23 protein-coding genes are annotated in these 24,209 nt (G+C 40.7%); 11 read left to right on the forward strand and 12 right to left on the reverse strand.

All coding sequences use genetic code 11. The annotated features are described in order from the left end of the window. The first annotated feature begins 118 nt into the window (after window positions 1-118). Complete coding sequence (locus DQW11_RS15025) at window positions 119-2,920, forward strand: formylglycine-generating enzyme family protein (RefSeq protein ID WP_113924865.1); 2,802 nt, start codon at window positions 119-121, stop codon at window positions 2,918-2,920. A gap of 14 nt (window positions 2,921-2,934) precedes the next feature. After that, window positions 2,935-3,351, forward strand: a complete 417-nt coding sequence (arfB, locus tag DQW11_RS15030) for an alternative ribosome rescue aminoacyl-tRNA hydrolase ArfB (RefSeq protein WP_113924866.1) — start codon at window positions 2,935-2,937, stop codon at window positions 3,349-3,351. A 10-nt stretch (window positions 3,352-3,361) separates the two neighbouring features. Here arfB and DQW11_RS15035 read toward each other — a convergent pair whose 3' ends face one another. Continuing rightward, complete coding sequence (locus DQW11_RS15035; RefSeq protein WP_113924867.1) at window positions 3,362-4,756, reverse strand: tagaturonate reductase; 1,395 nt, start codon at window positions 4,754-4,756, stop codon at window positions 3,362-3,364. Window positions 4,757-4,863: 107 nt separating this feature from the next. Between DQW11_RS15035 and DQW11_RS15040 the strand changes: the two genes are divergently transcribed. Together DQW11_RS15040 and yiaK are read left to right on the forward strand one after the other, a co-directional pair. After that, on the forward strand, window positions 4,864-5,151 hold the full coding sequence (locus tag DQW11_RS15040) for a DUF1330 domain-containing protein (RefSeq protein WP_113924868.1): 288 nt from the start codon (window positions 4,864-4,866) through the stop codon (window positions 5,149-5,151). A gap of 45 nt (window positions 5,152-5,196) precedes the next feature. Beyond that, window positions 5,197-6,195 (forward strand): 3-dehydro-L-gulonate 2-dehydrogenase, encoded by a 999-nt coding sequence (gene yiaK, locus DQW11_RS15045; protein WP_113924869.1) that lies wholly within the window; start codon window positions 5,197-5,199, stop codon window positions 6,193-6,195. Window positions 6,196-6,259: 64 nt separating this feature from the next. Here the strand turns inward: yiaK and DQW11_RS15050 are convergent, their stop codons facing one another. Continuing rightward, window positions 6,260-7,915: a UxaA family hydrolase gene (locus DQW11_RS15050; RefSeq protein WP_113924870.1), complete on the reverse strand. Its 1,656-nt coding sequence runs from the start codon at window positions 7,913-7,915 to the stop codon at window positions 6,260-6,262. A 104-nt stretch (window positions 7,916-8,019) separates the two neighbouring features. Between DQW11_RS15050 and DQW11_RS15055 the strand changes: the two genes are divergently transcribed. The 5 genes from DQW11_RS15055 to DQW11_RS15075 all read left to right on the forward strand — a co-directional run bounded on the left by DQW11_RS15055 (window position 8,020) and on the right by DQW11_RS15075 (window position 12,686). Next, complete coding sequence (locus DQW11_RS15055) at window positions 8,020-9,015, forward strand: sugar kinase (protein ID WP_113924871.1); 996 nt, start codon at window positions 8,020-8,022, stop codon at window positions 9,013-9,015. Between the two features lie 81 nt (window positions 9,016-9,096). Continuing rightward, window positions 9,097-9,759, forward strand: coding sequence for a beta/alpha barrel domain-containing protein (locus DQW11_RS15060; protein ID WP_113924872.1), 663 nt, complete (start codon window positions 9,097-9,099; stop codon window positions 9,757-9,759). A 23-nt stretch (window positions 9,760-9,782) separates the two neighbouring features. Further along, window positions 9,783-10,808, forward strand: coding sequence for a TRAP transporter substrate-binding protein (locus DQW11_RS15065; RefSeq protein ID WP_113924950.1), 1,026 nt, complete (start codon window positions 9,783-9,785; stop codon window positions 10,806-10,808). A gap of 90 nt (window positions 10,809-10,898) precedes the next feature. Continuing rightward, window positions 10,899-11,384, forward strand: coding sequence for a TRAP transporter small permease (locus tag DQW11_RS15070; protein ID WP_113924873.1), 486 nt, complete (start codon window positions 10,899-10,901; stop codon window positions 11,382-11,384). A 3-nt stretch (window positions 11,385-11,387) separates the two neighbouring features. Next, window positions 11,388-12,686, forward strand: a complete 1,299-nt coding sequence (locus DQW11_RS15075) for a TRAP transporter large permease (RefSeq protein ID WP_113924874.1) — start codon at window positions 11,388-11,390, stop codon at window positions 12,684-12,686. A gap of 62 nt (window positions 12,687-12,748) precedes the next feature. Here DQW11_RS15075 and pfkA read toward each other — a convergent pair whose 3' ends face one another. Both pfkA and DQW11_RS15085 read right to left on the reverse strand, forming a co-directional pair. After that, window positions 12,749-13,735, reverse strand: coding sequence for a 6-phosphofructokinase (gene pfkA / locus DQW11_RS15080; RefSeq protein ID WP_113924875.1), 987 nt, complete (start codon window positions 13,733-13,735; stop codon window positions 12,749-12,751). Then, entirely contained in the window at window positions 13,735-14,109 is a 375-nt protein-coding gene (locus tag DQW11_RS15085; RefSeq protein WP_113924876.1) for a methylglyoxal synthase, read from the reverse strand. Before DQW11_RS15085 ends, pfkA begins: the two co-directional genes overlap by 1 nt. Before the next feature lie 220 nt (window positions 14,110-14,329). Between DQW11_RS15085 and mscL the strand changes: the two genes are divergently transcribed. Further along, a complete protein-coding gene (mscL, locus tag DQW11_RS15090; RefSeq protein WP_113924877.1) occupies window positions 14,330-14,734 on the forward strand; it encodes a large-conductance mechanosensitive channel protein MscL in 405 nt (134 codons plus the stop codon). 30 nt (window positions 14,735-14,764) lie between these two features. On the opposite strand, the gene DQW11_RS15095 is transcribed toward mscL, so the two are convergent. The 8 genes from DQW11_RS15095 to DQW11_RS15135 all read right to left on the reverse strand — a co-directional run bounded on the left by DQW11_RS15095 (window position 14,765) and on the right by DQW11_RS15135 (window position 23,503). Beyond that, window positions 14,765-15,217, reverse strand: a complete 453-nt coding sequence (locus tag DQW11_RS15095) for a type 2 periplasmic-binding domain-containing protein (protein ID WP_113924951.1) — start codon at window positions 15,215-15,217, stop codon at window positions 14,765-14,767. Window positions 15,218-15,231: 14 nt separating this feature from the next. Further along, the gene (locus tag DQW11_RS15100; RefSeq protein ID WP_113924878.1) at window positions 15,232-15,606 is read right to left on the reverse strand and encodes a hypothetical protein; all 375 of its coding nucleotides are present in this window, start codon (window positions 15,604-15,606) and stop codon (window positions 15,232-15,234) included. A gap of 36 nt (window positions 15,607-15,642) precedes the next feature. Next, window positions 15,643-16,191: an RNA polymerase sigma factor gene (locus DQW11_RS15105; RefSeq protein ID WP_113924952.1), complete on the reverse strand. Its 549-nt coding sequence runs from the start codon at window positions 16,189-16,191 to the stop codon at window positions 15,643-15,645. A 161-nt stretch (window positions 16,192-16,352) separates the two neighbouring features. Further along, window positions 16,353-17,276: a universal stress protein gene (locus tag DQW11_RS15110; RefSeq protein WP_113924879.1), complete on the reverse strand. Its 924-nt coding sequence runs from the start codon at window positions 17,274-17,276 to the stop codon at window positions 16,353-16,355. Between the two features lie 539 nt (window positions 17,277-17,815). Next, a complete protein-coding gene (locus tag DQW11_RS15120) occupies window positions 17,816-19,294 on the reverse strand; it encodes an oligosaccharide flippase family protein (protein ID WP_113924881.1) in 1,479 nt (492 codons plus the stop codon). 8 nt (window positions 19,295-19,302) lie between these two features. Then, the gene (locus DQW11_RS15125) at window positions 19,303-20,325 is read right to left on the reverse strand and encodes a glycosyltransferase family 4 protein (protein ID WP_113924882.1); all 1,023 of its coding nucleotides are present in this window, start codon (window positions 20,323-20,325) and stop codon (window positions 19,303-19,305) included. Window positions 20,326-20,363: 38 nt separating this feature from the next. Then, a complete protein-coding gene (locus DQW11_RS15130) occupies window positions 20,364-21,080 on the reverse strand; it encodes a class I SAM-dependent methyltransferase (protein ID WP_113924883.1) in 717 nt (238 codons plus the stop codon). Continuing rightward, the gene (locus DQW11_RS15135) at window positions 21,077-23,503 is read right to left on the reverse strand and encodes a YfhO family protein (RefSeq protein ID WP_113924884.1); all 2,427 of its coding nucleotides are present in this window, start codon (window positions 23,501-23,503) and stop codon (window positions 21,077-21,079) included. Before DQW11_RS15135 ends, DQW11_RS15130 begins: the two co-directional genes overlap by 4 nt. A 291-nt stretch (window positions 23,504-23,794) precedes the next feature. Here DQW11_RS15135 and DQW11_RS15140 point away from each other — a divergent pair, with 291 nt between their 5' ends. Beyond that, a complete protein-coding gene (locus tag DQW11_RS15140) occupies window positions 23,795-24,070 on the forward strand; it encodes a GIY-YIG nuclease family protein (RefSeq protein WP_113924885.1) in 276 nt (91 codons plus the stop codon). Window positions 24,071-24,209 lie beyond the last annotated feature (139 nt).

Raw genomic sequence — 24,209 nt, forward strand, 5'->3', positions numbered from 1 at the left:
ATTTAAATTTTTCGGATTAAATTTTTCCTCTATATCTGACGATTTATTTTTATTTTCCTTAAAGTAAGCCCCACGATTTCCTGAAATAAGATTTTCACATCTTCCAATTCCAATAAAAATGAAAACAAGAAAGATTTTCTCCATAATTCTGACCTTCCTGTTTCAACTTTTTCCTGTTTTTCTTTTTTCACAGAATTTTGTTTTGGATTGGGATAGAAATCTGAATTTGAAAAGAGTTAAAGAAAACGAGATTAATCGCCCGGTTCCTGTTTTCTCTTTTTTACTTAATGGTGAAAAAAAGAATTCGAGTGATTTTCTACCGGATGAAAAGTCTTGGAATTTGGATGGGCAGATTTCTTTAAGAATTGACAGTATACAGAATGGCCAAGACAATTGGACTGCAGTATTTACTTTTTCCAATATTTCAGAAGATACGCTAGAAGTTGAAAATTTTATTCCTTTTGGAGGTTTGGAAGATCAAGTCTACATCACCGTTAAAGGCGATCACCGGTTATCCCGTTCCCACCTCTTCAGGCCGGGATATGATCCGGTCAATGTCATCCTCCCTGACAATGCCTGGGAATTGGGCTATTCAAGTTTTGAAGTCGGAAATCAAGGATTTGCCGGTCTAATGAGACGAAAGTATTGGGACGGGGCGCAAAGGAGAAGGTTTGAGACTATTTTGCCTCCCAACTCCAATGTCAGCTACAGGATGTATGTAGATTCCTTTACGGGTGGTTGGCAGGAAGGATTGAAGCAGGTTTTCCAAAAGCGGTTCCTTTACGATTTGGATGATTTTGACTACAGTATGTACCAAAGGGAAGACCTGCAATGGATTCGAAAGTCTTATGCCATGCACCTCATGATGGCTTGGGATACAGATTTTTATGATAGGGAAGGAGAGAGGTTCACCATTTTTGATTTTCAACAAAGGAACAAGGAATGGTTTGGCGGGGATGATGTGATCGGAATCTGGCCTACCTGGCCTACTTTGGGATTGGACCAAAGAAATCAGTGGGATTTGTTCAGAGATCTTCCGGGTGGATTGGAACAGTTGGCATCGATATCTGACAGCCTGAATCGATTGGGTACCAAATTCTTTATCTCTTATAACCCGTGGGATGAAAGTACCCGGTTAGAAGGGCATTTGGAGGGCATGACAGCTCTGATTAAAGCAACCAAAGCTGATGGCGTGGTCTTGGATACCAAAGGGAGTTCGAGCCATGAAATACAGCAGGCTGCTGACTTGGCAAAACCTGGCGTTGTCATGTACAGCGAAGGGATGGCTGTACCCAAAGACATGCCGGGGATAGTTTCCGGTAGGGTTCACAATGCGCTTTATTATCCTCCTTTACTAAATCTCAACAAACTGATCAAACCGGATTTTGCGATTTTCAGGGTGGCTGAATTGGCCTATGACCGGATCAGACGGGAATATGCCACCTCATTTTTCAACGGGTATGGAACTGAACTGAATATTTTCAGACCCGGAAGGCCTGAATGGATGGAGGAGGATTACCGGTTTTTTGGAAAGACTTTGAGGATTTTGAGAGAAAACCATTCCAATTTTATTTCATTCGGATACACTCCTCTGATACCCACTTTGTCAGATGGGGTTTTTGTCAATAAATGGCCCTCTGAGAAGAAAATCATTTATACCATTTTCAGTCTCAAGCCTGAGGGATTTTTGGGAAACCTTTTCGAAGTTGAAAAACCTGCATCTGATTGGCATTATGTCGATCTGTGGAATCATGAGGAAGTGCAGGTTCTGGAATCAGGGGAAAAACATTTAATTCCTGTCGATTTGGAAGCTTTTCACCAGAAATGGCTTGGAACAAACAATGAAGGAGCCGTGGGGAGTATTGCATATTTCCCCAAATTATTAGAGGTGGGTTTGGAACAAAATAAGTTGAGTATCAAAGCCTCCAAAGGAAATGAAATCAGGGTTTGGGCTGGAGTTCCGGAATATGGGAAGTCGTATTTGAGTTTAAAATCAGGTCTGCATTCTGTGGATATCCAAGAAAAATTCGGCCGGTATGAAGGCAAAATAGTAGTCCAATTGTTTGAGTCAGAAGAACTGATAGATGAACAGGTCATCGAAATGGAATATGGAATTCCGAGATTGATAAGTTCACCCGAAAAGACTCCAAGATATGACAAAGCGCCAAAGGGAATGGTAAAAATTCCTTCGGGAAGTTTTGAAATGAAAGTTTCTCAGGGAGATCAATTTATCCCTTATCCAACGTCAGGCTATCCCCGGACTATATCTATGGATGGTTTTTATATGGATAGGTATCCTGTTACCAATCAGGAGTTTAAAGAATTTCTGAGGGCTACACGCTATCAGCCTGTGGATAAAAACCGTTTTCTTGCCCATTGGGTCCAAGGTCAAATTCCGGAAGGTATGGAACAGCATCCGGTAGTGAATGTAAGCCTTGAAGATGCTCAAGCCTATGCCAAATGGGCCGGAAAAAGACTTCCTTCAGAGGCCGAATGGCAATATGGGGCATCATCAGGTGATGGAAGGGATTGGCCTTGGGACCAAAACCTTAAAGTGAAAAAGAGGTTTGAATTTGTGACCAACACCCTGACTGTAGAGCATTTGGATGGATTGGGGGAAGAGTTTTGCAATATTGGGAATGGAATACCTGAAGCAGTGGGAAGCCATCCGAAAGGTAAAAACCCTTGGGGTTTGGAGGATTTGGTGGGTTCAGTCTGGCAGATGACGTCGGATATTTATGACAACGGAACCAATCAGATGGTAATTTTGAAGGGTGGTTCCTATTTCAAACCATCCTCAAGTTGGTGGTATGTACAGGGCGGGCCGAGGGAAACACATTACAGGCAGATGCTGCTGAGGGTTTCTCCGGGATTTGAAAGAAATGAAACTGTGGGATTTAGATGTGTTGCGGATTATTAAATGAAACTTTGTAAATGACTATTTCTGAAAAAATTGCCAATCAGGTGTTAGATGCTGAAATTCAGTTTCAATTTAGCCGAAGCAGCGGTCCCGGTGGGCAAAATGTCAACAAAGTCAACTCCAAAGTTGAGCTGAGGTTCAATATTCCGAATTCACAGATCCTTGATGAAACAGAAAAAGCGACACTTTCAGAAAAACTTTCATCCAAAATCGATACGGAAGGAAACCTGATTATCCAAAGTCAGGAGAAGAGGTCGCAGATTCAAAACAAAGAGATTGCTGTAAGAAAATTCTATGACCTGCTCAAAAAAGCTTTTCATAAAAAGAAAATAAGGAAAGCCACCAAACCTGGTAAAGGTGCTATCGAAGACCGTCTGAAAGCCAAAAAAGCTCAATCTGAAAAGAAAAAAGGAAGGAGAGGAGAGTGGTGATTAATTTTCGTCAATTTTTAAAAAAGTGATTAACCTTCGCTCCTAATCTTGGAATCTGATTCAAATCCATTCCCCATAAATACTCATTGGCAAGTACTCTTTCTACGATTTCTTCATGGTTTTCCTTTTTCCATACTTTTTCAAAAAACTCCAACACCGCAGGTTCATCTTTCAATGGAATGGATTCACCATTGATATCTCCTTTGTAAAACCGGATCAGGTCAGCAAATGACCGGATAAGATTTTCAGGAAATTGCCCGATCCGACTGTGGTATTCCAAAATTGTCGGTAAGACCCTGACCCTGAACTTAGAGATGGAATTGAGGGAAATGGAGATCAATTCATGACGGATAAATGGATTTCTGAACCTATCCAAAACTTCAGCGGCAAATTGCTCCAACCCCTCTTTTGGTAAATCAAGCGCCGGGATGATCTCATTATAAATGGTTTCTGAGATATATGTTGAGATCTCAGGATCTTCCATCGCTTCCCTTACAGTCCTGATTCCTCTCAGATATGCAACAGGAACCATCGCCGTATGTGCACCATTTAAGATCCTGACTTTTCGGAGGCGATAGGGTTGGAGGTTGTTAACTACGTGCACGTTCAGCCCTGTTTTTTCTGTTTGAAAAATAGCCCTCAATGCTTCAGGGCCTTCTATTGCCCAAAAGTGATAAGGCTCGGCAACTACAGCCAAATGATCACTAAAGCCTGTTTTATTTTCAAAATCCTCAAAATTCTCTTTAGGATAACCCGGAACAATCCGGTCTACAAGCGTATTGCAGAAGCTGCATGTTGTGTCAAGCCAATCAAGGAATTCCTGACGGAAATTCCACAATGCCGCATACCTCATCACACATTCTTTGAGTTTATCCCCGTTATTTTCAATCAGTTCACAGGGGAGTATTGTCAGACCCTTTTTTTTATTTCCTTCAAGAAATGTGAACCGCTCAAATAGCAATGCTGCCAATTTCCCTGGAAATGTTGTTGGAACATTTTTGGGATCGGTATCTTTTTCATCGAAAACTATACCCGCTTCGGTGGTATTGGAAATGATAAATTGCAAATCAGGATTTTTGGCCAAATCCAGATAGAATCCATAATCCAAATTAGGATTGCTTACTCCACAGATCGAGGTGATTAACTTTTGTTCATCAATGATTTTGCCATTTTGAAAACCTCTAACAAACACATGGTAATTGTAGTTCTGCTTCACAAAATCTTCAGGAATGGATTTTCCATGGCTTTGGATAATGTGGATGGAACCATCAAAATCTGTTTTTTGATTCAAAATCTCAATCATCCAATCGGCAAATCCACGGAGAAAATTCCCTGTACCAAACTGAAGGACTTTTACAGGTCTATTTTTCTTTTGTACCAAAGAGATTGAATCAAGGTTTGTCATAGCAGATTTAAATCTAAAATTAGACAGCAGTTTTATGGCTGTTTACATAAAAGTTTGTCAAACATCAGGGATTTTTTCTAAACTTTGATGTACTAAACAGAAAAAATATGCCTGCATTGGTTCTTGTTGAGGTCAGTATCCATGACCCTGAATTGTATGAATCTTACAAAAAGCTTACTCCCGGTTCCGTACTTCCTTTTGGAGGAAAATTTGTAGTGCGCGGAGCACAAACAGAATCTTTGGAAGGAGACTGGAATCCGGAAAGATTGGTGATCCTAGAATTCCCTTCCGTCCTAAAAGCAAAGGAATGGTGGAACTCCGAAGAATATACCAAAGCCAAAAATATCAGGTACCAGGCTTCCAAATCCAAAATGCTGGTCGTGGAGAGTTTGTGATATCGCATTTGAATTTTTGATTTAGCTCCTCAACATCCATCAACCATGCGCGTAGCCTACCACGAAGTTATTCAGACTCTTGAAAAAATCCTTCTTAAAAATGGGTTTACAGAAGATAGGGCCGTCTTATGCGCTTCTCTTTTTGCCCAAGCAAGCTTGGACGGTGTTTCTTCCCATGGATTGGATCGGTTTCCTGTGTTTTTGGAAATGATCAGAAAAAAACTCGTCTTCCCAAATCAGGAAGCAAATCTTGTGGAAAGCTATGGTGTTTTTGAAAGATGGAACGGAAACCTCGGTCCCGGTCCACTCAATGCGCATCAATGTATGGATCGAGCGATTCGGATTTCAAAGGAATTTGGCGTGGGAATCGTAGCGCTGCAAAATACGAACCATTGGATGAGGGCAGGGAATTATGGTTGGCAGGCCGCTGAATCCGGTTGTATAGGAATCTGCTTTACGAATACAAAACCCAATATGCCTGCTTGGGGTGGGAGAGAACCGAAGCTTGGCAACAACCCTTTGGTTATCGCAATTCCGCGATCAAGTGGTCATATTGTTTTGGATATGGCCATTTCTCAGTTTTCTTACGGGAAATTGAAAACCTATCTGCGGGAAGGCAAAGAAATGCCTTTTGATGCCGGGTTTGATCCTGATGGAAACCTAACCAAATCCCCTGAAAGCGTCATAGCCAACGAATTGGCCTTGCCTATTGGATTGTGGAAAGGAGCAGGTTTATCCCTGTTGCTTGACATGTTGGCCACCATTATGTCTGGCGGAAAAGCAACTTTTCAGGTTGGCGAAAGTGGAGAAGAATCCGGTTTGTCTCAGGTTTTTATTTGCTTGGATGCCGAGAAATTGGGAATAACGGAGTGGTCTGATCAGAAATTGGATCAAATTGTGGGAGACCTGAAAAGATCTTTGACTTTTGCTGACAAAGAAATCCGCTACCCTGGTGAAAACAATATGAAAACCCGGGCAGACAACATGCAGAATTGGGTTCCTGTGGATGAGCAAATTTGGAAAAGCATCATTATGGAGCTTTGACTTGAGGGAAAAAGGATGGTGCGGGTCAACTTTGAAACCTTCCAACTTTTAAACCCTTTTTACTTCAAAGCGAAACGCCTCTTTTCCAGGGAATGAAATCATCCTGAGCCAATAGGACCGCTTTTGGTTTAACCTCTCCCGAAGCCACTTTGATGATGGTTTCGAGTATTTCTTCACCCATTTCCGGAATGCTTTTTTCGCCAGAAATGATTCCTCCTGTATCAATATCAATGATGTCAGGCATTTTATTGGCAAGTTTTGTATTGGTTGCGATCTTGATGACCGGAGCAATTGGATTACCTGTTGGGGTTCCTAAACCAGTGGTAAACAGCATGACATTGGCCCCGGAACCTGCCATGGCAGTCGTACTTTCCACATCATTGCCGGGAGTGCAGACAAGATTGAGGCCAGGCTTTTGAAAATATTCCGCATAATCGAGCACATCTGTGACCGGTGAAGTTCCGCCTTTTTTGGCAGCTCCGGCTGATTTTATCGCATCTGTGATCAAACCGTCCATGATATTGCCCGGTGAGGGATTCATATCAAAACCCGAACCCACAGCGACCGCTGAAGCCGCATAGGCTTTCATCAATGCGGCGAATTTGTCAGCCGACTCATCGGTAGTGCATCGGTTGATCAATTCCTGTTCCACCCCACACAATTCAGGAAATTCTGAAAGCATGGTAGTTCCCCCTAGAGCGACTATCAAGTCAGAGGCATACCCTACTGCAGGATTTGCTGAAATACCCGAAAATCCATCCGACCCGCCGCATTCCAACCCAACAGTAAGCTTACTGAGCGGTGCAGGTTTTCTTTCTTGTTTGTTGGCTTCAACCATTCCCAAAAAGGTTTTCTTGATGGCTTCTGAAAGAAGTTGTTGCTCGGTCCCTTCCTTTTGCTGTTCCAGAATAATGAGCGGTTTTTTTAATTCCGGATTGATTTTATGGAGTTTTTCTTTCAATATCGAAGGCTGTGCATTCTGACAGCCCAAGCTCAGTACCGTCGCCCCGGCCACGTTAGGATTGTTGATATATCCTGCCAAAAGTGCGCATAGGGATTCTGAATCCCTTCTCGTACCGCCACAGCCTCCCTGATGATCCAAGACTTTGATGCCGTCAAGATTCGGAAACAACAATTTGGACTCCATTTCCTTCGCTTTCTCTACGTTCAGGTTTACGATTTCATCTTGTTTTCCTTCCTGATGCAGCTTCACCATGTTTTTGACCATTGATTTAAATGGATTTATTTTTCCATAACCCAAGGCATCATTAAAGGCATCTTTGATGACTTCTACATTCCGGTTTTCACAAAAAACCAATGGGATGATCAACCAATAATTTGCTGTCCCTACCTGACCGTCCTCCCGGTGAAAGCCCTTAAATGTCCGCCCTTGAAACCTACTTATGGAAGGAGGATTCCATTGATAATTTTCGGTTTTCTTGCCAAAATACGCAGCCTCGTGGACGGTATTTTGGGTTGTAATCAGGCTTCCCACAGGCAAATCTATCTTGGTACGGCCGACGACTGTCCCATACATATAGATCAAATCCTCTTTAGCCAAGGGCTCAATGGTAAACTTATGTTTTGCCTGAATTTCCTGACGAAGTGTGATTGTCTTTCCTCCAAAATCTATCGTACTTTCTGCAGGTAAATCCACCAAAGCGACCAATACATTGTCCTTTTCGTGGATTTGAATAAAAGTGTTTGGTTTGCCAGCCATGTATTTTTTTATCTAATCTGAAATCGTTTGCATTAACTTATATCCTGTTTACTGGAAAACAAAATTTAAGTGTTTATTTTCAGGAAAGATTAGCATTTATCGCAATGGGCAAAAAAATTATCACTATAGGCGAAGTAATGATGCGCCTCAGCACACCGGGACACGAAAGGTTCGTTCAGGCAAGTTCTTATGAAGCTGTTTTTGGAGGATCGGAAGCAAATGTTTCCATCTGTCTAGCCAATTGGGATCAGGAGACTTACCATGTCACTGCTTTTCCTGGACATGATATCGGAAAAGCTGCGACTCGATATTTGAGACAAACTGGAGTCAAGACCGATTTTGCCTATTTTTCAGAGGGAAGGATGGGTTTGTACTTTTTGGAGAACGGCTCCATGCAACGTTCTTCCAAAATCATCTATGACAGATTTGATTCTGCTTTTTCAAATTTTGATGGAAAAGATATCGATTGGGATTTGGTTTTTGATGGGGCGGATTGGTTTCATTGGACAGGAATTACACCTGCACTGAGCCAAAATGCTGCAGATATGACGCTGAAGGCACTTAAAGCTGCATACAATAAAGGATTGACAATCAGTGGAGATATCAATTACAGGAGAAACCTTTGGCAATATGGAAAAGGACCATTGGACGTGATGCCCGAGCTTATCAGGTACACCCATGTTTTGGTGGCAGGAAAATCTGATTTTGAAAACTGTATGGATATCGCCCTAGATGATTGGGGAGATACCTGCTATCAGGCCAAAAAGGATTACCCGCAGATCAAATATATTACCAAGACAAAAAGGGAGTCGGTTTCTGCATCCCATAATCGGCTTAAAGGTGTTTTATGGAACGGTGAAGAAATCCTTTTTTCAAATATTTATGAAATGACTCATATCGTCGATCGCGTGGGAGGGGGTGATGCCTTTATAGCAGGTTTGATTTATGGGCTATTGCATCTTTCCGATCAGGAAGCCATTGAATTTGCTACGGCTTCCTCCGTCCTGAAACACAGCATAAAAGGTGATGCCAATTTCGTGTCTTTGGAGGAGGTTCAGGATTTGGTAAAAGGAGAAAATGTTGGCAAGCTATTGAGGTAAGGTTTAATTTCTAAGTCATTCTATTCATAACTCTCTCATTTGTAGATTTCAAATTCCCAATAACCAATAACCAAACCAGTAATGAAATATACCCACCAAGAAATCCTTGATAAAATGGCTGAAACAGGAATGATTCCTGTATTTAACCATAAGGATATCTCTGTCGCCAAGTCAGTTATCGATGCATCCTACAATGCCGGAATCAGGGTTTTTGAATTTACCAACCGTGAAACAAATGCTTTTGAGGTGTTCAAAGAGTTGAAGATTTATTCTGAAAAATACCCTGATATGCTTTTGGGAATAGGGACTGTTTTTTCTGCAAAAGACGCATCACGTTTTCATTATATAGGGACGGATTTCGTGGTTTCGCCTGCTTTGATTCCCGAAGTTGCCAATTACTGCACGATGAAAGGACTTTTTTGGGTTCCCGGATGTGCCACAGTCACGGAAGTGTTTCAGGCAAAGTCCATGGGCGCGCTTTTGGTCAAAGCATTTCCCGGAAATTTATTGGGTTCCGGCTTTATCAAAAGTGTATTGTCTGTCATGCCCGATATCAAAATGATGCCCACCGGTGGCGTGGAACCTACTGTGGAAAACCTTTCAGAATGGTTCAAAGCCGGTGTGCATTGTGTGGGAATGGGTTCGCAGTTATTTGACAAAAAAGCCATTGAAAAGGGAGAATTTGAGGTTTTGGAAAAAAACATCAAAAATGCTTTGGCAACAATCCAAGAAATCCGGAAATGAAATCCTATTCATCCAAGAAACCCATGACTGATTTAAATTCAAAACAGAAAAATCGGAAACGTTTGTCTTTTTTTTCAAGGCTTACATTTTTGCTTTTGTTTTCACTGATTTTATTTTCTACCTGCAAAGGTCCGGGAGGGGTGAGGGTCATCAAATTGGGGCATGGGCTTGGGGTAACGCATCCCGTCCATGAGGCAATGGTATTCATGGCCGATAAAGTTGCCGAGAAATCAAATGGACAGATGCAGATTCGGATTTATCCAAACCAACAATTGGGAACTGAAAGGGAGTTGGTAGAATTGCTTCAGATTGGAAGTTTGGGAATGACAAAAGTTTCCTCAGCAACGATGGAAAGTTTTGCTCCTAGAATGCAGGTTTTGTCTATGCCCTATTTGTTCAGAGACGATGCCCATAGGGATAAGGTGTTGAAGGGGGAAATCGGAAAACAATTGTTGCTAGACGGGGAAGATTTTTGGTTGAGGGGATTGTGTTACTATGATGCAGGAAAGAGGAGTTTTTATACCAAAAACAAACCGATAGAAAATCCATCTGATCTCAAGGGTTTGAAAATCAGGGTCATGGAAAGCAATACTGCTATCAATATGGTAAAGAGTTTGGGGGGTTCTCCGACTCCTGTTTCATACGGTGAGCTTTACACCGCATTGCAGCAAGGGATCGTCGACGGTGCCGAGAATAATCCGCCAAGCCTTTATACTTCCAAGCATTATGAAGTCTGTAAGTTCTATTCCATCAATGAACATACTGCCGTGCCTGATGTGCTGATCGTCAGTACCAAAGTCTGGAAACTGCTTGATGATCAGGAGAAAAAATGGCTTCAGGAAGCTGCTGACGAGTCTGTGGTGTATCAATATAAACTTTGGGCAGAGTCCGTAGAGGAATCTTACAGAGAGTTGAAAAAAGCAGGAGTTACCATTTTATATCCTGAAGTGGCTGGTTTCAGGGAGGCGACTGAAGTGATGTACCGAGAGTTCAAGACCTCCCAACCCGATCTATTTGAAATTGTTGACAAAATCAGGAAGACTGAATAAAGAATTCTATTGTTGAGGATAAGCGTATTTATTTCAAGCCATTAAAATTCTTTTGATAAACTATTTATTCAACCCAAAATAAGTTAGCCAATGCTTAATCATACTTTTAAATTGAAACTTGATAAAGTGGTTTCGGGCCTTTTGGTCATGTTGATGGCTTTGATGGTTTTCAATGTGACTTGGCAGGTTTTGTCGAGATATGTCGTCCAAAACCCCAGCTCTTTTACAGATGAACTGTCAAGGTATATGCTAATTTGGTTGGGGATGTTGGGGGCTGCCTATGTCGCAGGACAAAATCAACACATTGCCATTGACCTGCTTCCAAACCGCCTTATTGGCAAATCCAAAATGAAATTGATGATCCTTATCAATGTCATTGTCCTGTTTTTTGCTTTTTCTGTGATGGTAATGGGAGGGATCAATCTGGTTTATATCACATTTATCCTTGGGCAAAAGTCGGCTACGATGCAGATTCCGCTTGCCTATATTTATACCATTTTGCCGATAAGCGGACTTCTGGTTATCTATTACCAGGTTTTTCAGATTTCCAATCACTACAGACTTTATAACTCCTGATCCATGGAATATATCAGCATCATTATATTGGTTCTTTCCTTTATTACTTTATTGGCAATAGGAGTGCCTGTAGCTTGGAGTCTGGGAATCGCAAGTTTTATTACCCTATTGGTTTCAGTAGCTGCCGGCCCATCAGCGACAACTATTGCACAGCGGATGGCAACAGGATTGGATAGTTTTGCCTTGCTGGCAATTCCGTTTTTTGTTTTGGCAGGTGAGATTATGAATAAAGGAGGAATTGCAAACCGCTTGATAGAACTGGCAAAATCTCTGGCAGGAAGACTTCCCGGAAGTTTGTTATATGTAAATGTGATCGCCGCGATGCTTTTTGGCGCTATTGCAGGTTCGGCTGCTGCTGCGGCTTCCGCTTTGGGTAGTATTCTTGGCAAAAGGATGGAAACGGAAGGTTACCCTAAAGAACTTGGTGCGGCTGTAAATATCACTTCCTCGACTACAGGATTGATCATTCCCCCATCCAATATCCTGATCGTGTATTCCTTGGCTTCCGGCGGTGTTTCTATTGCAGCATTGTTTGTAGCAGGTTATTTGCCTGGAATTTTTATTGGTTTGGTATTGATGGTTACAGCTGCGATTATTATCAAAAAGGAAAAATTACCTCCGGGTGAAGGGGTTTCCTTAAAGGAATTTGGAAGGACTTTCTTCCGTGCTTTTCCCTCGCTGATGCTTTTGGTCATTGTGATAGGTGGAATAGTGGGTGGTGTTTTTACGGCAACAGAGGCCTCCGCCATTGCAGTGATCTATACTTTGGGTCTATCGCTTTTCTACAAAGAACTTAAAATAAGAGAATTACCATCCATTTTATTGAAATCATCAGAGACAACAGCCATTGTGCTGCTTCTTATAGCGACATCGATGAGCATGTCTTGGGTGATGTCAAGTGAGGATATCCCTCAGTCTATTACCAATTCCCTACTTTCTATCAGCGATAATGTTATTGTTATATTGATTCTCATTAATCTCATTCTTCTCTTTGTCGGTGTTTTTATGGATATGACACCTGCTGTGCTGATTTTCACTCCGATATTCTTGCCGATAGTCACCGAATTGGGAGTTGATCCTGTGCATTTTGGCATCATCATGATTGTAAATCTTTGTATTGGATTGTGTACGCCTCCTGTAGGCTCGGTTTTATTTATTGGTGTTCAGGTAGCAGGTACCACTCTTGAAAAAGTCATCGGTCCTTTGATTCCTTTTTTTATTGCTATGATTTTGGGCTTGATTGTAATTTCACTTTGGCCCGAATTTTCCTTGTGGTTGCCGCGCCTTTTTGGATTAATGTAAAAAATTGCAAAGTGCTAAAAAAGAAAAAGGAGGTTTCTACCTCCTTTTTTATTTCAAGTTAATTACGTCGATAAAATTTTTGCAATTCTGAAGTCATCTTCATCTACTTCTTTATGGCCCACAATTGCTTTTGCAATAGGAGTGAAGACCACTTTGTTATTGATAATTCCGGCCATGACATCGTATTTTCCCTGCATCAGTCCTTCTACTGCAAAAACACCCAGCTTACTAGCCAAAACCCTATCCAATGAACTTGGAGCTCCACCTCTCTGTAAGTGCCCAAGAATGGTCACTTTGATGTCGTAGTACGGGAGTTCCTTTTTGATTTTTTCTGCGATTTCAACTGCACCGCCGCTTTTTCCACCTTCGGCAACAATGACAATGTTGGAAGACTTCATGGCTTTGGTTCTTGCCTTCAATCTCTCAACCAACCTTTCGATCGGCATTTTCTTCTCAGGAATCAGCGTGGCCGCCGCCGCACTGCCTATGCCTGCGTTGATGGCGATAAAACCGGCATCTCTTCCCATCACTTCGACGAAGAAAAGACGGTCGTGGGAGGTAGCGGTATCTCTTATTTTATCTATGGCTTCGATTGCGGTGTTGCAAGCGGTATCAAATCCGATAGTCAGGTCAGTTCCAGCCAGGTCATTGTCAATCGTCCCAGGTAAGCCAATGGATGGGATTCCATATTCATTATAGAATAAATGCGCACCTGTCAACGAACCGTCACCACCGATGATGACCAAAGCATCGATTCCATGTTTGACTAGGTTATTGTAGGCTTTTTTTCTTCCTTCCGGTGTTCTGAATTCGCTGCTTCTGGCAGATTTTAGAAATGTTCCGCCTCTTTCCAGTACGTGGGCGATGTTTTTTGATTCAAGCTTTTTGATATCGTCCTGAATCATGCCTTCATATCCTCGGTAGATGCCGTACATTTCAAGATTATAATAAAATCCTGCCCTGACTACAGCCCTGATGGCGGCATTCATACCGGGAGCATCGCCACCTGATGTAAGCACACCGATTCTTTTGATAGTTTTTGGTTCCATTAAAATTTTGAAGTTAATTGTTTGAACATCAGGTCAGCTGCCGCGGGATTGGTCGCAAGGGGGATGTTGTGGACATCGCATATCCTCATCAGCATCTGCACATCAGGTTCGTGTGGGTGTTTATCCAAAGGGTCTCTAAAAAAAATAACCATGCTGAGCTCTTTTTGGGCTGCCATAGCTGCAATTTGTGCATCGCCACCGATAGGTCCGGAAAGCATTTTCTGTACTTGTATCCCTATTTTTTCAATGTGTGACCCGGTGGTACCGGTAGCCACCAGTTGAATGTTAGAATTCTGCAATTGCTTTTTGAAACCACTCAGGAAATGGACCATGTCGGCTTTTTTTCCATCATGGGCAATCAAGGCTATTTTCATGGTTAAAGTTTAATAGGTTTTCAGGGTAAATTTATGAAAAATTATAGCTTATGCCTGCGGTAATTTTTTTTTAATCTCCGACATCCAAATTTTAATTCATAATATGTCAATTCAAAGGATTTCATTTCGGATGATTACTTTATTAATAGATAAATATCAATTGATTTTGAATTTTTACTATTTTGTAACTTTATTATTAAAATCCAAAACCATTTAATTTATGAGCCTTATAAAAGAATTTAAAGAGTTTGCCATGAAAGGCAATGTGGTCGATCTGGCCGTCGCTGTGATCATCGGCGGTGCTTTCGGAAAAATTGTCTCCTCATTTGTGAACGACATCGTCATGCCTCCGATAGGAGTTCTTTTGGGAGGTGTTGATTTCAAAGACCTTAGCATTATCATTAAAGAAGCAGAAGGGGAATTGCCAGCGGTTGTTTTAAGCTATGGTAATTTTATCCAGAATGTGGTTGATTTTCTAATCATTGCATTTGTGATTTTCATGGCAATCAAAGGAATGAACTCTTTCAAAAAGAAAGAAGTCGAAGCTCCGGCACCGCCACCACCTGCACCGCCAAAATCTGAAGTTCTTCTAGAGGAAATAAGAGATCTCCTGAAAAACAAATAAGCAAAAAGCAGCCATTTGGCTGCTTTTTTTTTAATCTTTTGTTCCTCCTTCTCTTCCGCCGCGATTTCGTTGGTAAACTTGCCTTGTAAATTCTCTATTTACGCCACCAAGTTTTATTGCCTGTTGGAGAGAGATGACCTTGGTTATCTCTTCCATAAAAATCTTCTCCCTGTCCAATAACTGCTGTTGAATTGAAAACCGTTTTTGGATTATTTCTTTGGCCCTAGCTTCAGTTATTTCTTGCATGGATTCCCGGTTAAGGGAGGAGACTTTATCCATCATTTTGGTCCGCTCTTCATTATATTGATTGAAGAGGGGCCAAAATTTCTCTGCCTGCTCGGGCTTAAGGTCAAGCCTGTTTGTGATAAATGCCACTCTTGCCGCTTCCAATTTTTCTTTGTCATACGCTGTTGTGGGCTTTTGGGCATAAGCCGCAATACCCAAAAACAAAATAACTGTCTGTATCCAAATTACCTTTTTCATAGCCTTTTTCTGTTTTACCACCATTCACCTGACTCTTCCCCAAATTGGTTTTCTTCAGCAACACCCCATTCTTCTTCTATGATTTCATCCAAAATCAAGTCAGGATTTTCTGAAAAGGTAAGAATGTCTTCTGCTTCCCAAAGACCTGAACTGATATATAAATCAATTTCCTGTTCAAGATTTGCTTCAATACTCTGATCAATATTGACATCATTTTTGATCGCAAAAAAGAAAACGCCAATGATAACCACTGCTGCCGCAGCAGTCATCTGGACCAAAGAAATCGAAATGCTTTTCCTCTGTTTCTTTTTTTCCAAAATACGGGTTGGAAGATTTTCGAAATATCCTTCCGGGGTTTTGAAAACATTGTGATCGGGTAGATTCTTCATATTATAATCTGTTAGACATGCTTAAGATACTGAGGTTTAGTCAGTATGAAGTTCATTTTCTATTTTTTTGACGGCATGGTGGTAACTCGCCTTCAAAGCACCCACAGAAGTTTGGGTGATTTGACTGATTTGTTCATAACTCAAGTCATCAAAATACCTCATGTTGAACACGAGCCTTTGCTTATCAGGTAATTTCAGCAGGGCTTTTTGAAGCTTGATTTCAATATCTTCGCCGGAAATAAGCCCCGATTGGTCCAGATAGCCTGCCATGGCTTCCATATGGTCTTCGATGGGGAAGAAAAACCTTCTCTTCTTTTTCTCCAAGAAATTGAGGCTTTCATTGGTCGCTATCCTATACAACCATGTAAAAAGGGTTGAGTTTCCATGGAAGCTTTCAATGTTTCTAAATGCTTTGATAAAGGTGTTTTGTGTGACATCATCTGCATCTTCGTGGATGATGAGCATTTTCCGGATAATGCCATAAACCCTTTTTTGATACATTTCCACGAGTAGCCTAAATCCTTTATCCCTGGATTCGGGATTTCGGATCAATTCCAAAAGTTCTAGGTCACTGATAGATATCATCGGGTTCTTTGACATGAATACTATCTAGAGGTTTAATTCCTGAAGTATTGTTTTTGAAGTTACTGCCTATTTGACGGAAATAACTCTAATTCAAAAAAAAATCCGGTCCCATTGGAGTTACAAGGGGACCGGAAATGCAATATTTCAAAATCTTGGGACTTCTAGATTTCAAGAATGTAATCGAGGATTCCTGCGTTTTTACCTTTAGGCCTTGTGACGAGAAGCGGAAAGGTTTCATTCAGTTGGATCAGGCGCTCTGCCATACTTCCAATAAACAAAGCCGTGGCTGCAGTTCTTCCTTTGACACCGATGATTATGCCATCTGCTTTGATTTCTTTCGCCTTGGCGATGATTTCCTCTACAGGATCATCGTCATCATCTTGGGTGTAAATTGGCGTAATTTTGATGTTTTTGGTGTCTATGTTTCTGATGAACTTCTTGAAATTGATCTCGGCGTGCATCAACATGATAGAGGTGAACTCTTCAAAACTTTTGCCTGTAAAGTGATATCCCGAAGGTATCGTAAACACATTTTGACAGATTATCTCTGCTTTTCCTCCGTATTTTTCTACAATCAAGACAGCTTCTTCGAGTGCGTCTTTGGAATAATCCGAAAAATCCGACGGAACCAGAAGCTTGTCCATTTTTGGTTCAGCTTTTTCGGGAATAATCAAAAGAGAGCAACTCGCCCTTCTAGCAAGTCTTTGAGAGACAACACCTGTACCGGGAAGTGTTACTTTTCTGCCAATGATGATCATATCGACAGACTTCTCGAGGGCCAGTTTCAGAATTTTTTTGCTCAGCTGACCTTCTTTGACCACAAAAGAAAACTCAATATCTTCTCTACGTCCAAAGTTTTTTTCTACCACTTCGATCATCTGCTTTTTCCTTTCCTCCACCATGTTTTCAATGAGATTGGGAAATTCCTCCAATACTTCCTTTGGAATCTGGAGGTTTCTGATGACGTTGGTAAAATAGATTTTCTTAGTCTGATTGACCCGAGACACAAAAGAAGCAAACCTAATCAAGGTTTCATCCAAATTACTTTGGTCAAGACAAACGAGGAGCTTTTTTATTTGATACATTTTAATAGCCTTTTCGAACCGCAAAGTTACACGAATTCAGTGATGAAAAATAGTTGATTGAAGAATAAAATTTTGTCAATTTAACAATTCAAAATCAGAGACGGATTTTTGTACTGAAAATCAGTGGATTTTGAATGAATAATTTGGATAGATTGGTTGAATATTTGATCAGTATCTTTTTTTTAAATTTTTACCTAATAAAAATACATATTTTAAGTTCTTGACAAAATGATTTTTGGTCAATCAAAAAGATTCCTTCTTTGTATGGGAAATTAGCCTGATAGCTGATTTTTGCAGGTTTTTTATGAAAAAGCAATCGGTCCAATCTGTCATTAATTTGTATATTTGCACAAATGGCTCGGGTCGCCGACATGTTCCGACTTCACAATTATAAAACAATCCCGAGTGAAGCCCTTTCCAAAAACAGGCCTCATCCTTTAGCAATAAAGGACCTCGTATCTCCGGATGCAGGATAACAGTGGAAGTTTGCGGATATCGTGGCAGCTCAAATCCTGTCAGTAAAGAGGTTTGGTAACACTCTAAGGCCTGAGCCCTTTTATTTTTTGAATTACTTTTTTCTGATTTTCTTTGGCGACGCCCAATGCAAAAATCCCCAATACATACAATAAGGTGATTACAATTGAGCGGATGATCGTGTCAAGAATTCCAGGTTGATTTTCTCGAAAAAGATAAGCTTGAACAAAATAAATAACCACTCCCAAAAGAATGATTTTCAGTACATCCCACGAAAATGGCTCAAAGGAAAGCCTTATTTTGATATAGAGGTATTTGATGAAATTATAAAGGAACATGGCCAAAAATGAAGCAAATGCTGCTCCTTCTATACCATAGGAAGGAATGAGCAACAAATTGAAAACCACAACTGCCACACTCATGATGACGGTGGCGGTAATATTGAAAATGTAGTATTTGGAAAAAACAATGATTTCGCCATTGATGGAAAAAACGATGTCACACATTTTGCCAAACCCAATCCAAAGAACGACCCATTTTCCTGTTTCATAAATGGCATTATTCGGTACAAAATGGTACAGGTTATCAATGTTGGACCAAATGCCAAGAAATAACAGAACACAAATCAAAGTTTGATTGACTGCAATATCTTTATACAGTCTGTCAATTTTTGGGTATTCCTGCCTTGAAAAATAATCTGCCACCACCGGCATACTTACCTGAGATATTGCCCTTCGTGGCATTTCCATGACGATGGCAATTGAAAAAGCAATGTTATAAATCGCATTGGCTTCTAATCCGATCATGGAACTCACCATCAGGCTGTCAATTTTCATGATCAAAATGCCTCCGGCAGTACCGAGTAAAGTAATTATGCTGTAGTTGAGAAACTCTGATTTGAATCCTTTTCTTTCAAAAAAGAAATCTGTTTCAATGCTGAAAATACCGATGCGGACCATGTAGACTATCAAGCTTCCGAGGACGATGAGGTAATTGAGCGATAACCCCCAAATCATCTGATCAAAATCTATCCATCCGATTAAATATACCGAAACTAGCACCGTCGAGAGCAACCTCAACAATACTTCCCTAAGTAAAGTCGGAACAGCAATCTTCATATAAGACCTGCTGAAGGCATCCAAAACAGTATTGACCACTGCAAATAGGGTAATCAACAATACCACAATGAAGAAGTCAATGACCTGCGGGGAATTGACGGCAAAGGCAGCTATAATTTGGCTTTTGAAAATAAAAAACAACAGGGAGACAGCAATAAATCCCATCAAGGTAACCAAAACACTGAAGGTGAGGAATGAACCCTGCTTGCTTTTGAGTTGGGGAAAAAACCTCGTGATCGCATTTCCCAATCCCAATTGCGCAAAGGGAACCAAAAGCATCGCCATGTCCTGCACTGTTCTGAAGATCCCGATTTGCTCAGGGGCAAGGGAATACGGAAAGAGCCACAATACATTGAAATACCCAATTGCCACTCCCAAATAATGGGAGAGGGTAGTCAGAATGCTTTGGCGGGCAAATTTTTCCAATTGATTAATCAGTTAAACAATCCCAATAATTCTTCTTTTCTTTTGGAATAAGGATAATCTTTCAAGATTTTATTTCTGGATTTTGATCTTTTCTTTTCAAAATCCATGTTTAAAGCCTCTTGAATTATTTTGGCTAATCTATCGGGATTTTTTTGATCCAAAATAAAGCCTGAATCATCTATGATCAAAGGAATGTCTCCGACGGCTGAACCGATGGGAACACAGCCACAAAGCATGGCTTCTGCCAATGCATTCGGAAACCCTTCAGATGTTGACAACTGCAAATAAAACCTGTGACTGTTGTACAATTCCTTCAATCCGGCTTTGTCTTTTGGCCCTGTAGTGGAAATATTTTTCGCCATTGGGATATAGTCAAGATCACCTACCAAGGTAAATGTGGCCTCAGGAAATCTTCCTGCAATCAATTCGATCATATCAATCCCTTTGATCCTTGCCCTGACAGGATTGGAAATTCCTTTTGCCACAGTGATAAAGGTCATCGGCCTCCTTTCTTTTCCAAAGTCAATCCAAAAATCAGTATCAAAACCATTGTGGATAGTCTTGATGGGGGTCTTTAGATCGGGAATCAGGTTCTTCAAACCTTGTTTGGATGAAATCAGAGGATCATATTTATAATCCGATTGGATAAGAGAATCGGCTACAGGGAGGATTTTTGTGCAGTTTTTAAAACTGTAAACAGTCGCCAATCTCAGCCATTTCTTTCTGAAATTCCCGTAGTTTATCTCCGGCATATTGACTGCATCTGTTCCTCCACATTGGATAAAAACTTTTCTCTTGAAAATTTTGCCTAAGAAAGTCGGTAGTACAGAATGGTATCCCCCAAAAAAGCACAAATAATATGTCGTCTTTGGAAGGAAGATTACCAATTGAAAAAACTGGAGAATAAAGAAAAAGGGGAGAGCAACCGGGTTTTGGGTAAACTGAAGGGTTTTGATGGAAAACTTAGTCTGGATCATTTCAACATCTCTATCCGTAAATGCAGTCCGTACTGGATAGGTATAAATAATCATAGATGGTCTTGAAATGGATCTGAATTATTGAGAATTGGCTACAGAAAGATACTGTTTTTGATTTTAAGAATTGTCCTTTCTATAAATACAGGCCATTTTCCCCTTAAAGTACTTTTGGTGACTTTGGTATTTCTTTTGAAAACAAAGTATTGGTAATCTTTTTCGGCAAAGAAAACAGGATAAGTTTCCATCCTGTCGAGATAATAGCCATTGTCTCTCAAGACAGCAACCAAAGTAGCGGTGTCTAAAGGTTGGTCAATAATTTGGAGCTTTTGGGGTTCGTTGCTGATGTTATATTGCAAAAACCTAGGTGCAGGGATATGGATGAATACCACCGAACCTTCGTGGGAGTGGGCATCTATCCTGGCAAACAAATTGGAGTGCTGCTCTATAGGAATATGTTCCAAGACGTCAGGAAAAACAAAATAATCAAATGTCTGACCGGATTTTGTAAAATCGCTCATGTCAGAAACTTCGAAGCTTAGATTGGAAAATTGCTTCCAAAGGATTTTGGCTTTTTCAACGCTTTTCTCACTGATGTCGACCGCCAAAACTTTTCCTTTTGGGGTTTTCTTCGCGATCAATTGACTGACCGTGCCGATACCGCAACCAACCTCCAAAACATTATGATTTGACTTTAACCCTGATTGGACAAGCTTATCAATAATGGATATATGGCGTGAATTAATCCCCGTCTTTTCCTGCTTGGTCACATATTCATCGTAAAATTCCTTTACTTCTTCCTTTTTGCTCATGGTTTTGGAAAAGGTTTAACTGATAGAAATATACCCGCAATCATTGTCACAAGAATAAGATATTGAAAGATTACTGTCACATTCTTGGTTTTGTAATAGCTGTCAGGTTCAAATTTCATTAAAACCTCAGATTTTCCTGCAGGAACAGATATGCCACGAAGCAGGTAATTGGTTCTAATTATATCGGCATCTTGCCCATTGACAAGTGCTTTCCATCCTTTTGGATAGTAAATCTCAGAAAAGACAACCAAACCGGCTTTTGTCGCCTCAACAGAATATTTCAACTCATTTGGTTTTTGGGAAGTGATAGCAACTGAACCCGAACCAGTCTGGACTTTTCCAAACTCAGTCTCATTAACAGTTGCTTCGTTTTTTGTATCCATTTGAGAAATGAGTTTGATTTCATCTTCGTTGGAGGTGACGGACCTTATATTGGATGGAAACCACGCCGGCCCATTTGCTTCGGGATTGGTGAAAACAGCATTTTCAGCAGGACCTGCTACTACATATTTGGTGTTGAGCATATTCAGTGCTTTCAGTCCCTGCCAATCAAAATTTCCTTCCTGTGCTTTTTGGATAAAAGACTGAATTTCAGAACCCAATACATTTTCAGTTAATTCTTGGTATCGCTTCATTTTTGCTCCATGATAGCCACCGATGCTATTGAAGAAATAGCTTGGCCTGGCGTTATTAAAAGGATCTTCTAGGCTGATAATTCTGAAATAACTTTCATCTTTTAGGATTTTTTCATCAGCCGGAGATTTGGCAAAAAACTGAGCAGATGGACTTGATTGAAAGGATTCCTCATTCAAATACCTTTTGTTGATCGTCCAGAGATCTATAGCAACAAGAACCGCAATGCCCAATCCTGCAACCTGTGCAGAGATTTTGCTTTTCAATCCCGCCCATATCAAAGCAGCTGCAAGTAAAATAAAAATAACGCTTTTCATTGCACTGCTCTGAAGCATGGATTTTCTGTCTTCTTGGATAGCATCCACGAGCCATTCCGGAAGGTTGGCATCTACAGGTGCCCTGAATCCAAATATTCCTGCAAACAGCATGAATACCAAGGCCAATCCAGCTGTACTTCCCAAAGCGATCGAAAGGTTTTTGATGAGGGATTTATTATCGCCGCTTTTGAATAGGTACTCCAAACCCAAACTTCCCAATACCGGAATGGCGAATAGCGCCATGGAAAGTCCCATGGTTACAGCCCGGAATTTGTTGTATCCCGGAAGAAAATCAAATATTGCGTAGTTAAACCATGCCAGGTTTTTGCCCAATGCAAGTAAAATTGATAAAAGTGTAATAGAAAGGAATACATATTTATATGTCTTTGGAGCATATATCAAACCCAAAACAAACAGAAAAAGCATAATCGCCCCACCATAAATAGGACCTCCTGTTCCCGGCTGCTCGCCCCAATAGGTGGGTGCTTTTTCAATAAACCCTGTTGCTTGGGCACTTTCAACGCCATTGCTCCGCAAAGCCTGTTCTGAGTTGGAATCTTTGGGCAAAGCTTCACCGCTTCCACCACCATAGAAAAAAGGAACCAAAAGCGTCAGGGTTTCCATTTTTCCCTGCGACCAGTTAAAGGCATAATCCCTGTCCAAACCGCCTTCGGATGTATTGGCTGATGTAATATTGGATTGTCCTCTTGTGGAAAATTCTCCATATTCTAGCACAGCCATAAACCTGCTTAGATTCGAACCGACAGCAAGGCAAGCCCCTAAAACCAGTATTAGAATTGTTTTTCCAAAATCCGGGAGTGATTTTGATTTATATGAGGCTACAATTTGTCCGATGCCATAAATCAACACAATCAACAAAGTGTAATAGGTAATCTGTAGGTGGTTGAATTTGAGTTGGAGCATCAAACCAAAAGCAAAAAGAGCAAGACCCAAAATTCTTTTTCCGGAGAATGCCAAGTGAATTCCTGCCAAGATCAGAGGAATGAGGCAGATGGCCCAGATTTTTGCATTGTGTCCTGCGTCCAAGCTGATGATATGGAAGGTATTGAAGGCAAAAGCCACTGCACCCGCGATAGAAAATTCAGGTCGGACTTTGAAACTCAAAAGCAGGATATACATGGCCAACATTCCAAAAAACAAGGAGTTGACAGGGTGGGGGAGTCCCAAAGTGACCACTTTAATCAGGAAATTGGTAATGTCTCCCGGAACTTCAAAACTCACCAAATATGCCGGCATTCCGCCAAACATGCTGTTGGTCCAAAGTGCTTCCTCGCCTGTTTCCCCCCTGTAATCCATGACTTCTTTGGCAGCACCTTCCCATTGAAGAATGTCATATTGGAAAAGAATTTTGCCGTCAAAAACAGCAGGAGAGAAATAAAATAATACGATGAGGTAAAAGACCACAACTCCAACAAAGTGCGGCAAGATGTTATTTTTGAAGTTGATCTGCATGAGCTGAGTCAGTTCTTTTTGAAATAATGGCGCAAATTAAAAAATAAATAGGATTATCCGCCTGCTTTTCAATTTCCAAATTCACTTAAAATCCCTTAACGAGCCCGACCAAAGAGGTGGTGCCACAAAAAAAAGCTGGAAGAAGTGGGATTTATCCAGATCGCAAAAGATAAGATTGAGATTTAAGACAAGGGTTTGAATAACTAGAATTTAGTAGCCTTATTTCAAAAAATGATAAAATGAGTAACTTTAAGTTGATGGATTTCAAATTCCGACGAAACAAGAAGTTATATGGCAGCTTACATGTATATTTTGATTTGCGGAAATGGGCAATACTATGTTGGGAGTACAAAAAACTTAGATCTGAGAATTGAACAACATCAACTAGGCCAAGGTTCTAATTTTACAAAAAAGAACCTTCCGGTAAGACTGGTTTATGTTGAAGAGTTTGACAGAATTGACCTTGCTTTCAACAGAGAAAAACAAATACAAAAGTGGAGTCATGATAAAAAGGAAGCACTTATAAATGGGGATATAAAAAGGTTGAAACTACTTTCCAATAATTGATTTTTAAATATTTGGTAGAAAGAGGGGGAAAACGGACAGTATCAAGGGGCATCCATCGACTTCAGGGCAGGCTTCCAGTCCGGTGTAATGCGGATTGCCTTCGGAGCGGACAAGTCGCTTTTTGTAGGCGAGACCAACA

The organism is Cognataquiflexum aquatile (assembly GCF_003316845.1).
In the GTDB taxonomy this organism is placed as follows: domain Bacteria; phylum Bacteroidota; class Bacteroidia; order Cytophagales; family Cyclobacteriaceae; genus Cognataquiflexum; species Cognataquiflexum aquatile.

What these genes read in the sequence shown, in the direction of transcription:
- DQW11_RS15025 (WP_113924865.1), top strand. Translation starts at nt 119, where the DNA reads ATGAAAACAAGAAAGATTTTCTCCATAATTCTGACCTTCCTGTTTCAA.
- arfB (WP_113924866.1), top strand. Translation starts at nt 2,935, where the DNA reads ATGACTATTTCTGAAAAAATTGCCAATCAGGTGTTAGATGCTGAAATT.
- DQW11_RS15035 (WP_113924867.1), bottom strand. Translation starts at nt 4,756, where the DNA reads ATGACAAACCTTGATTCAATCTCTTTGGTACAAAAGAAAAATAGACCT.
- DQW11_RS15040 (WP_113924868.1), top strand. Translation starts at nt 4,864, where the DNA reads ATGCCTGCATTGGTTCTTGTTGAGGTCAGTATCCATGACCCTGAATTG.
- yiaK (WP_113924869.1), top strand. Translation starts at nt 5,197, where the DNA reads ATGCGCGTAGCCTACCACGAAGTTATTCAGACTCTTGAAAAAATCCTT.
- DQW11_RS15050 (WP_113924870.1), bottom strand. Translation starts at nt 7,915, where the DNA reads ATGGCTGGCAAACCAAACACTTTTATTCAAATCCACGAAAAGGACAAT.
- DQW11_RS15055 (WP_113924871.1), top strand. Translation starts at nt 8,020, where the DNA reads ATGGGCAAAAAAATTATCACTATAGGCGAAGTAATGATGCGCCTCAGC.
- DQW11_RS15060 (WP_113924872.1), top strand. Translation starts at nt 9,097, where the DNA reads ATGAAATATACCCACCAAGAAATCCTTGATAAAATGGCTGAAACAGGA.
- DQW11_RS15065 (WP_113924950.1), top strand. Translation starts at nt 9,783, where the DNA reads ATGACTGATTTAAATTCAAAACAGAAAAATCGGAAACGTTTGTCTTTT.
- DQW11_RS15070 (WP_113924873.1), top strand. Translation starts at nt 10,899, where the DNA reads ATGCTTAATCATACTTTTAAATTGAAACTTGATAAAGTGGTTTCGGGC.
- DQW11_RS15075 (WP_113924874.1), top strand. Translation starts at nt 11,388, where the DNA reads ATGGAATATATCAGCATCATTATATTGGTTCTTTCCTTTATTACTTTA.
- pfkA (WP_113924875.1), bottom strand. Translation starts at nt 13,735, where the DNA reads ATGGAACCAAAAACTATCAAAAGAATCGGTGTGCTTACATCAGGTGGC.
- DQW11_RS15085 (WP_113924876.1), bottom strand. Translation starts at nt 14,109, where the DNA reads ATGAAAATAGCCTTGATTGCCCATGATGGAAAAAAAGCCGACATGGTC.
- mscL (WP_113924877.1), top strand. Translation starts at nt 14,330, where the DNA reads ATGAGCCTTATAAAAGAATTTAAAGAGTTTGCCATGAAAGGCAATGTG.
- DQW11_RS15095 (WP_113924951.1), bottom strand. Translation starts at nt 15,217, where the DNA reads ATGAAAAAGGTAATTTGGATACAGACAGTTATTTTGTTTTTGGGTATT.
- DQW11_RS15100 (WP_113924878.1), bottom strand. Translation starts at nt 15,606, where the DNA reads ATGAAGAATCTACCCGATCACAATGTTTTCAAAACCCCGGAAGGATAT.
- DQW11_RS15105 (WP_113924952.1), bottom strand. Translation starts at nt 16,191, where the DNA reads ATGATATCTATCAGTGACCTAGAACTTTTGGAATTGATCCGAAATCCC.
- DQW11_RS15110 (WP_113924879.1), bottom strand. Translation starts at nt 17,276, where the DNA reads ATGTATCAAATAAAAAAGCTCCTCGTTTGTCTTGACCAAAGTAATTTG.
- DQW11_RS15125 (WP_113924882.1), bottom strand. Translation starts at nt 20,325, where the DNA reads ATGATTATTTATACCTATCCAGTACGGACTGCATTTACGGATAGAGAT.
- DQW11_RS15130 (WP_113924883.1), bottom strand. Translation starts at nt 21,080, where the DNA reads ATGAGCAAAAAGGAAGAAGTAAAGGAATTTTACGATGAATATGTGACC.
- DQW11_RS15135 (WP_113924884.1), bottom strand. Translation starts at nt 23,503, where the DNA reads ATGCAGATCAACTTCAAAAATAACATCTTGCCGCACTTTGTTGGAGTT.
- DQW11_RS15140 (WP_113924885.1), top strand. Translation starts at nt 23,795, where the DNA reads ATGGCAGCTTACATGTATATTTTGATTTGCGGAAATGGGCAATACTAT.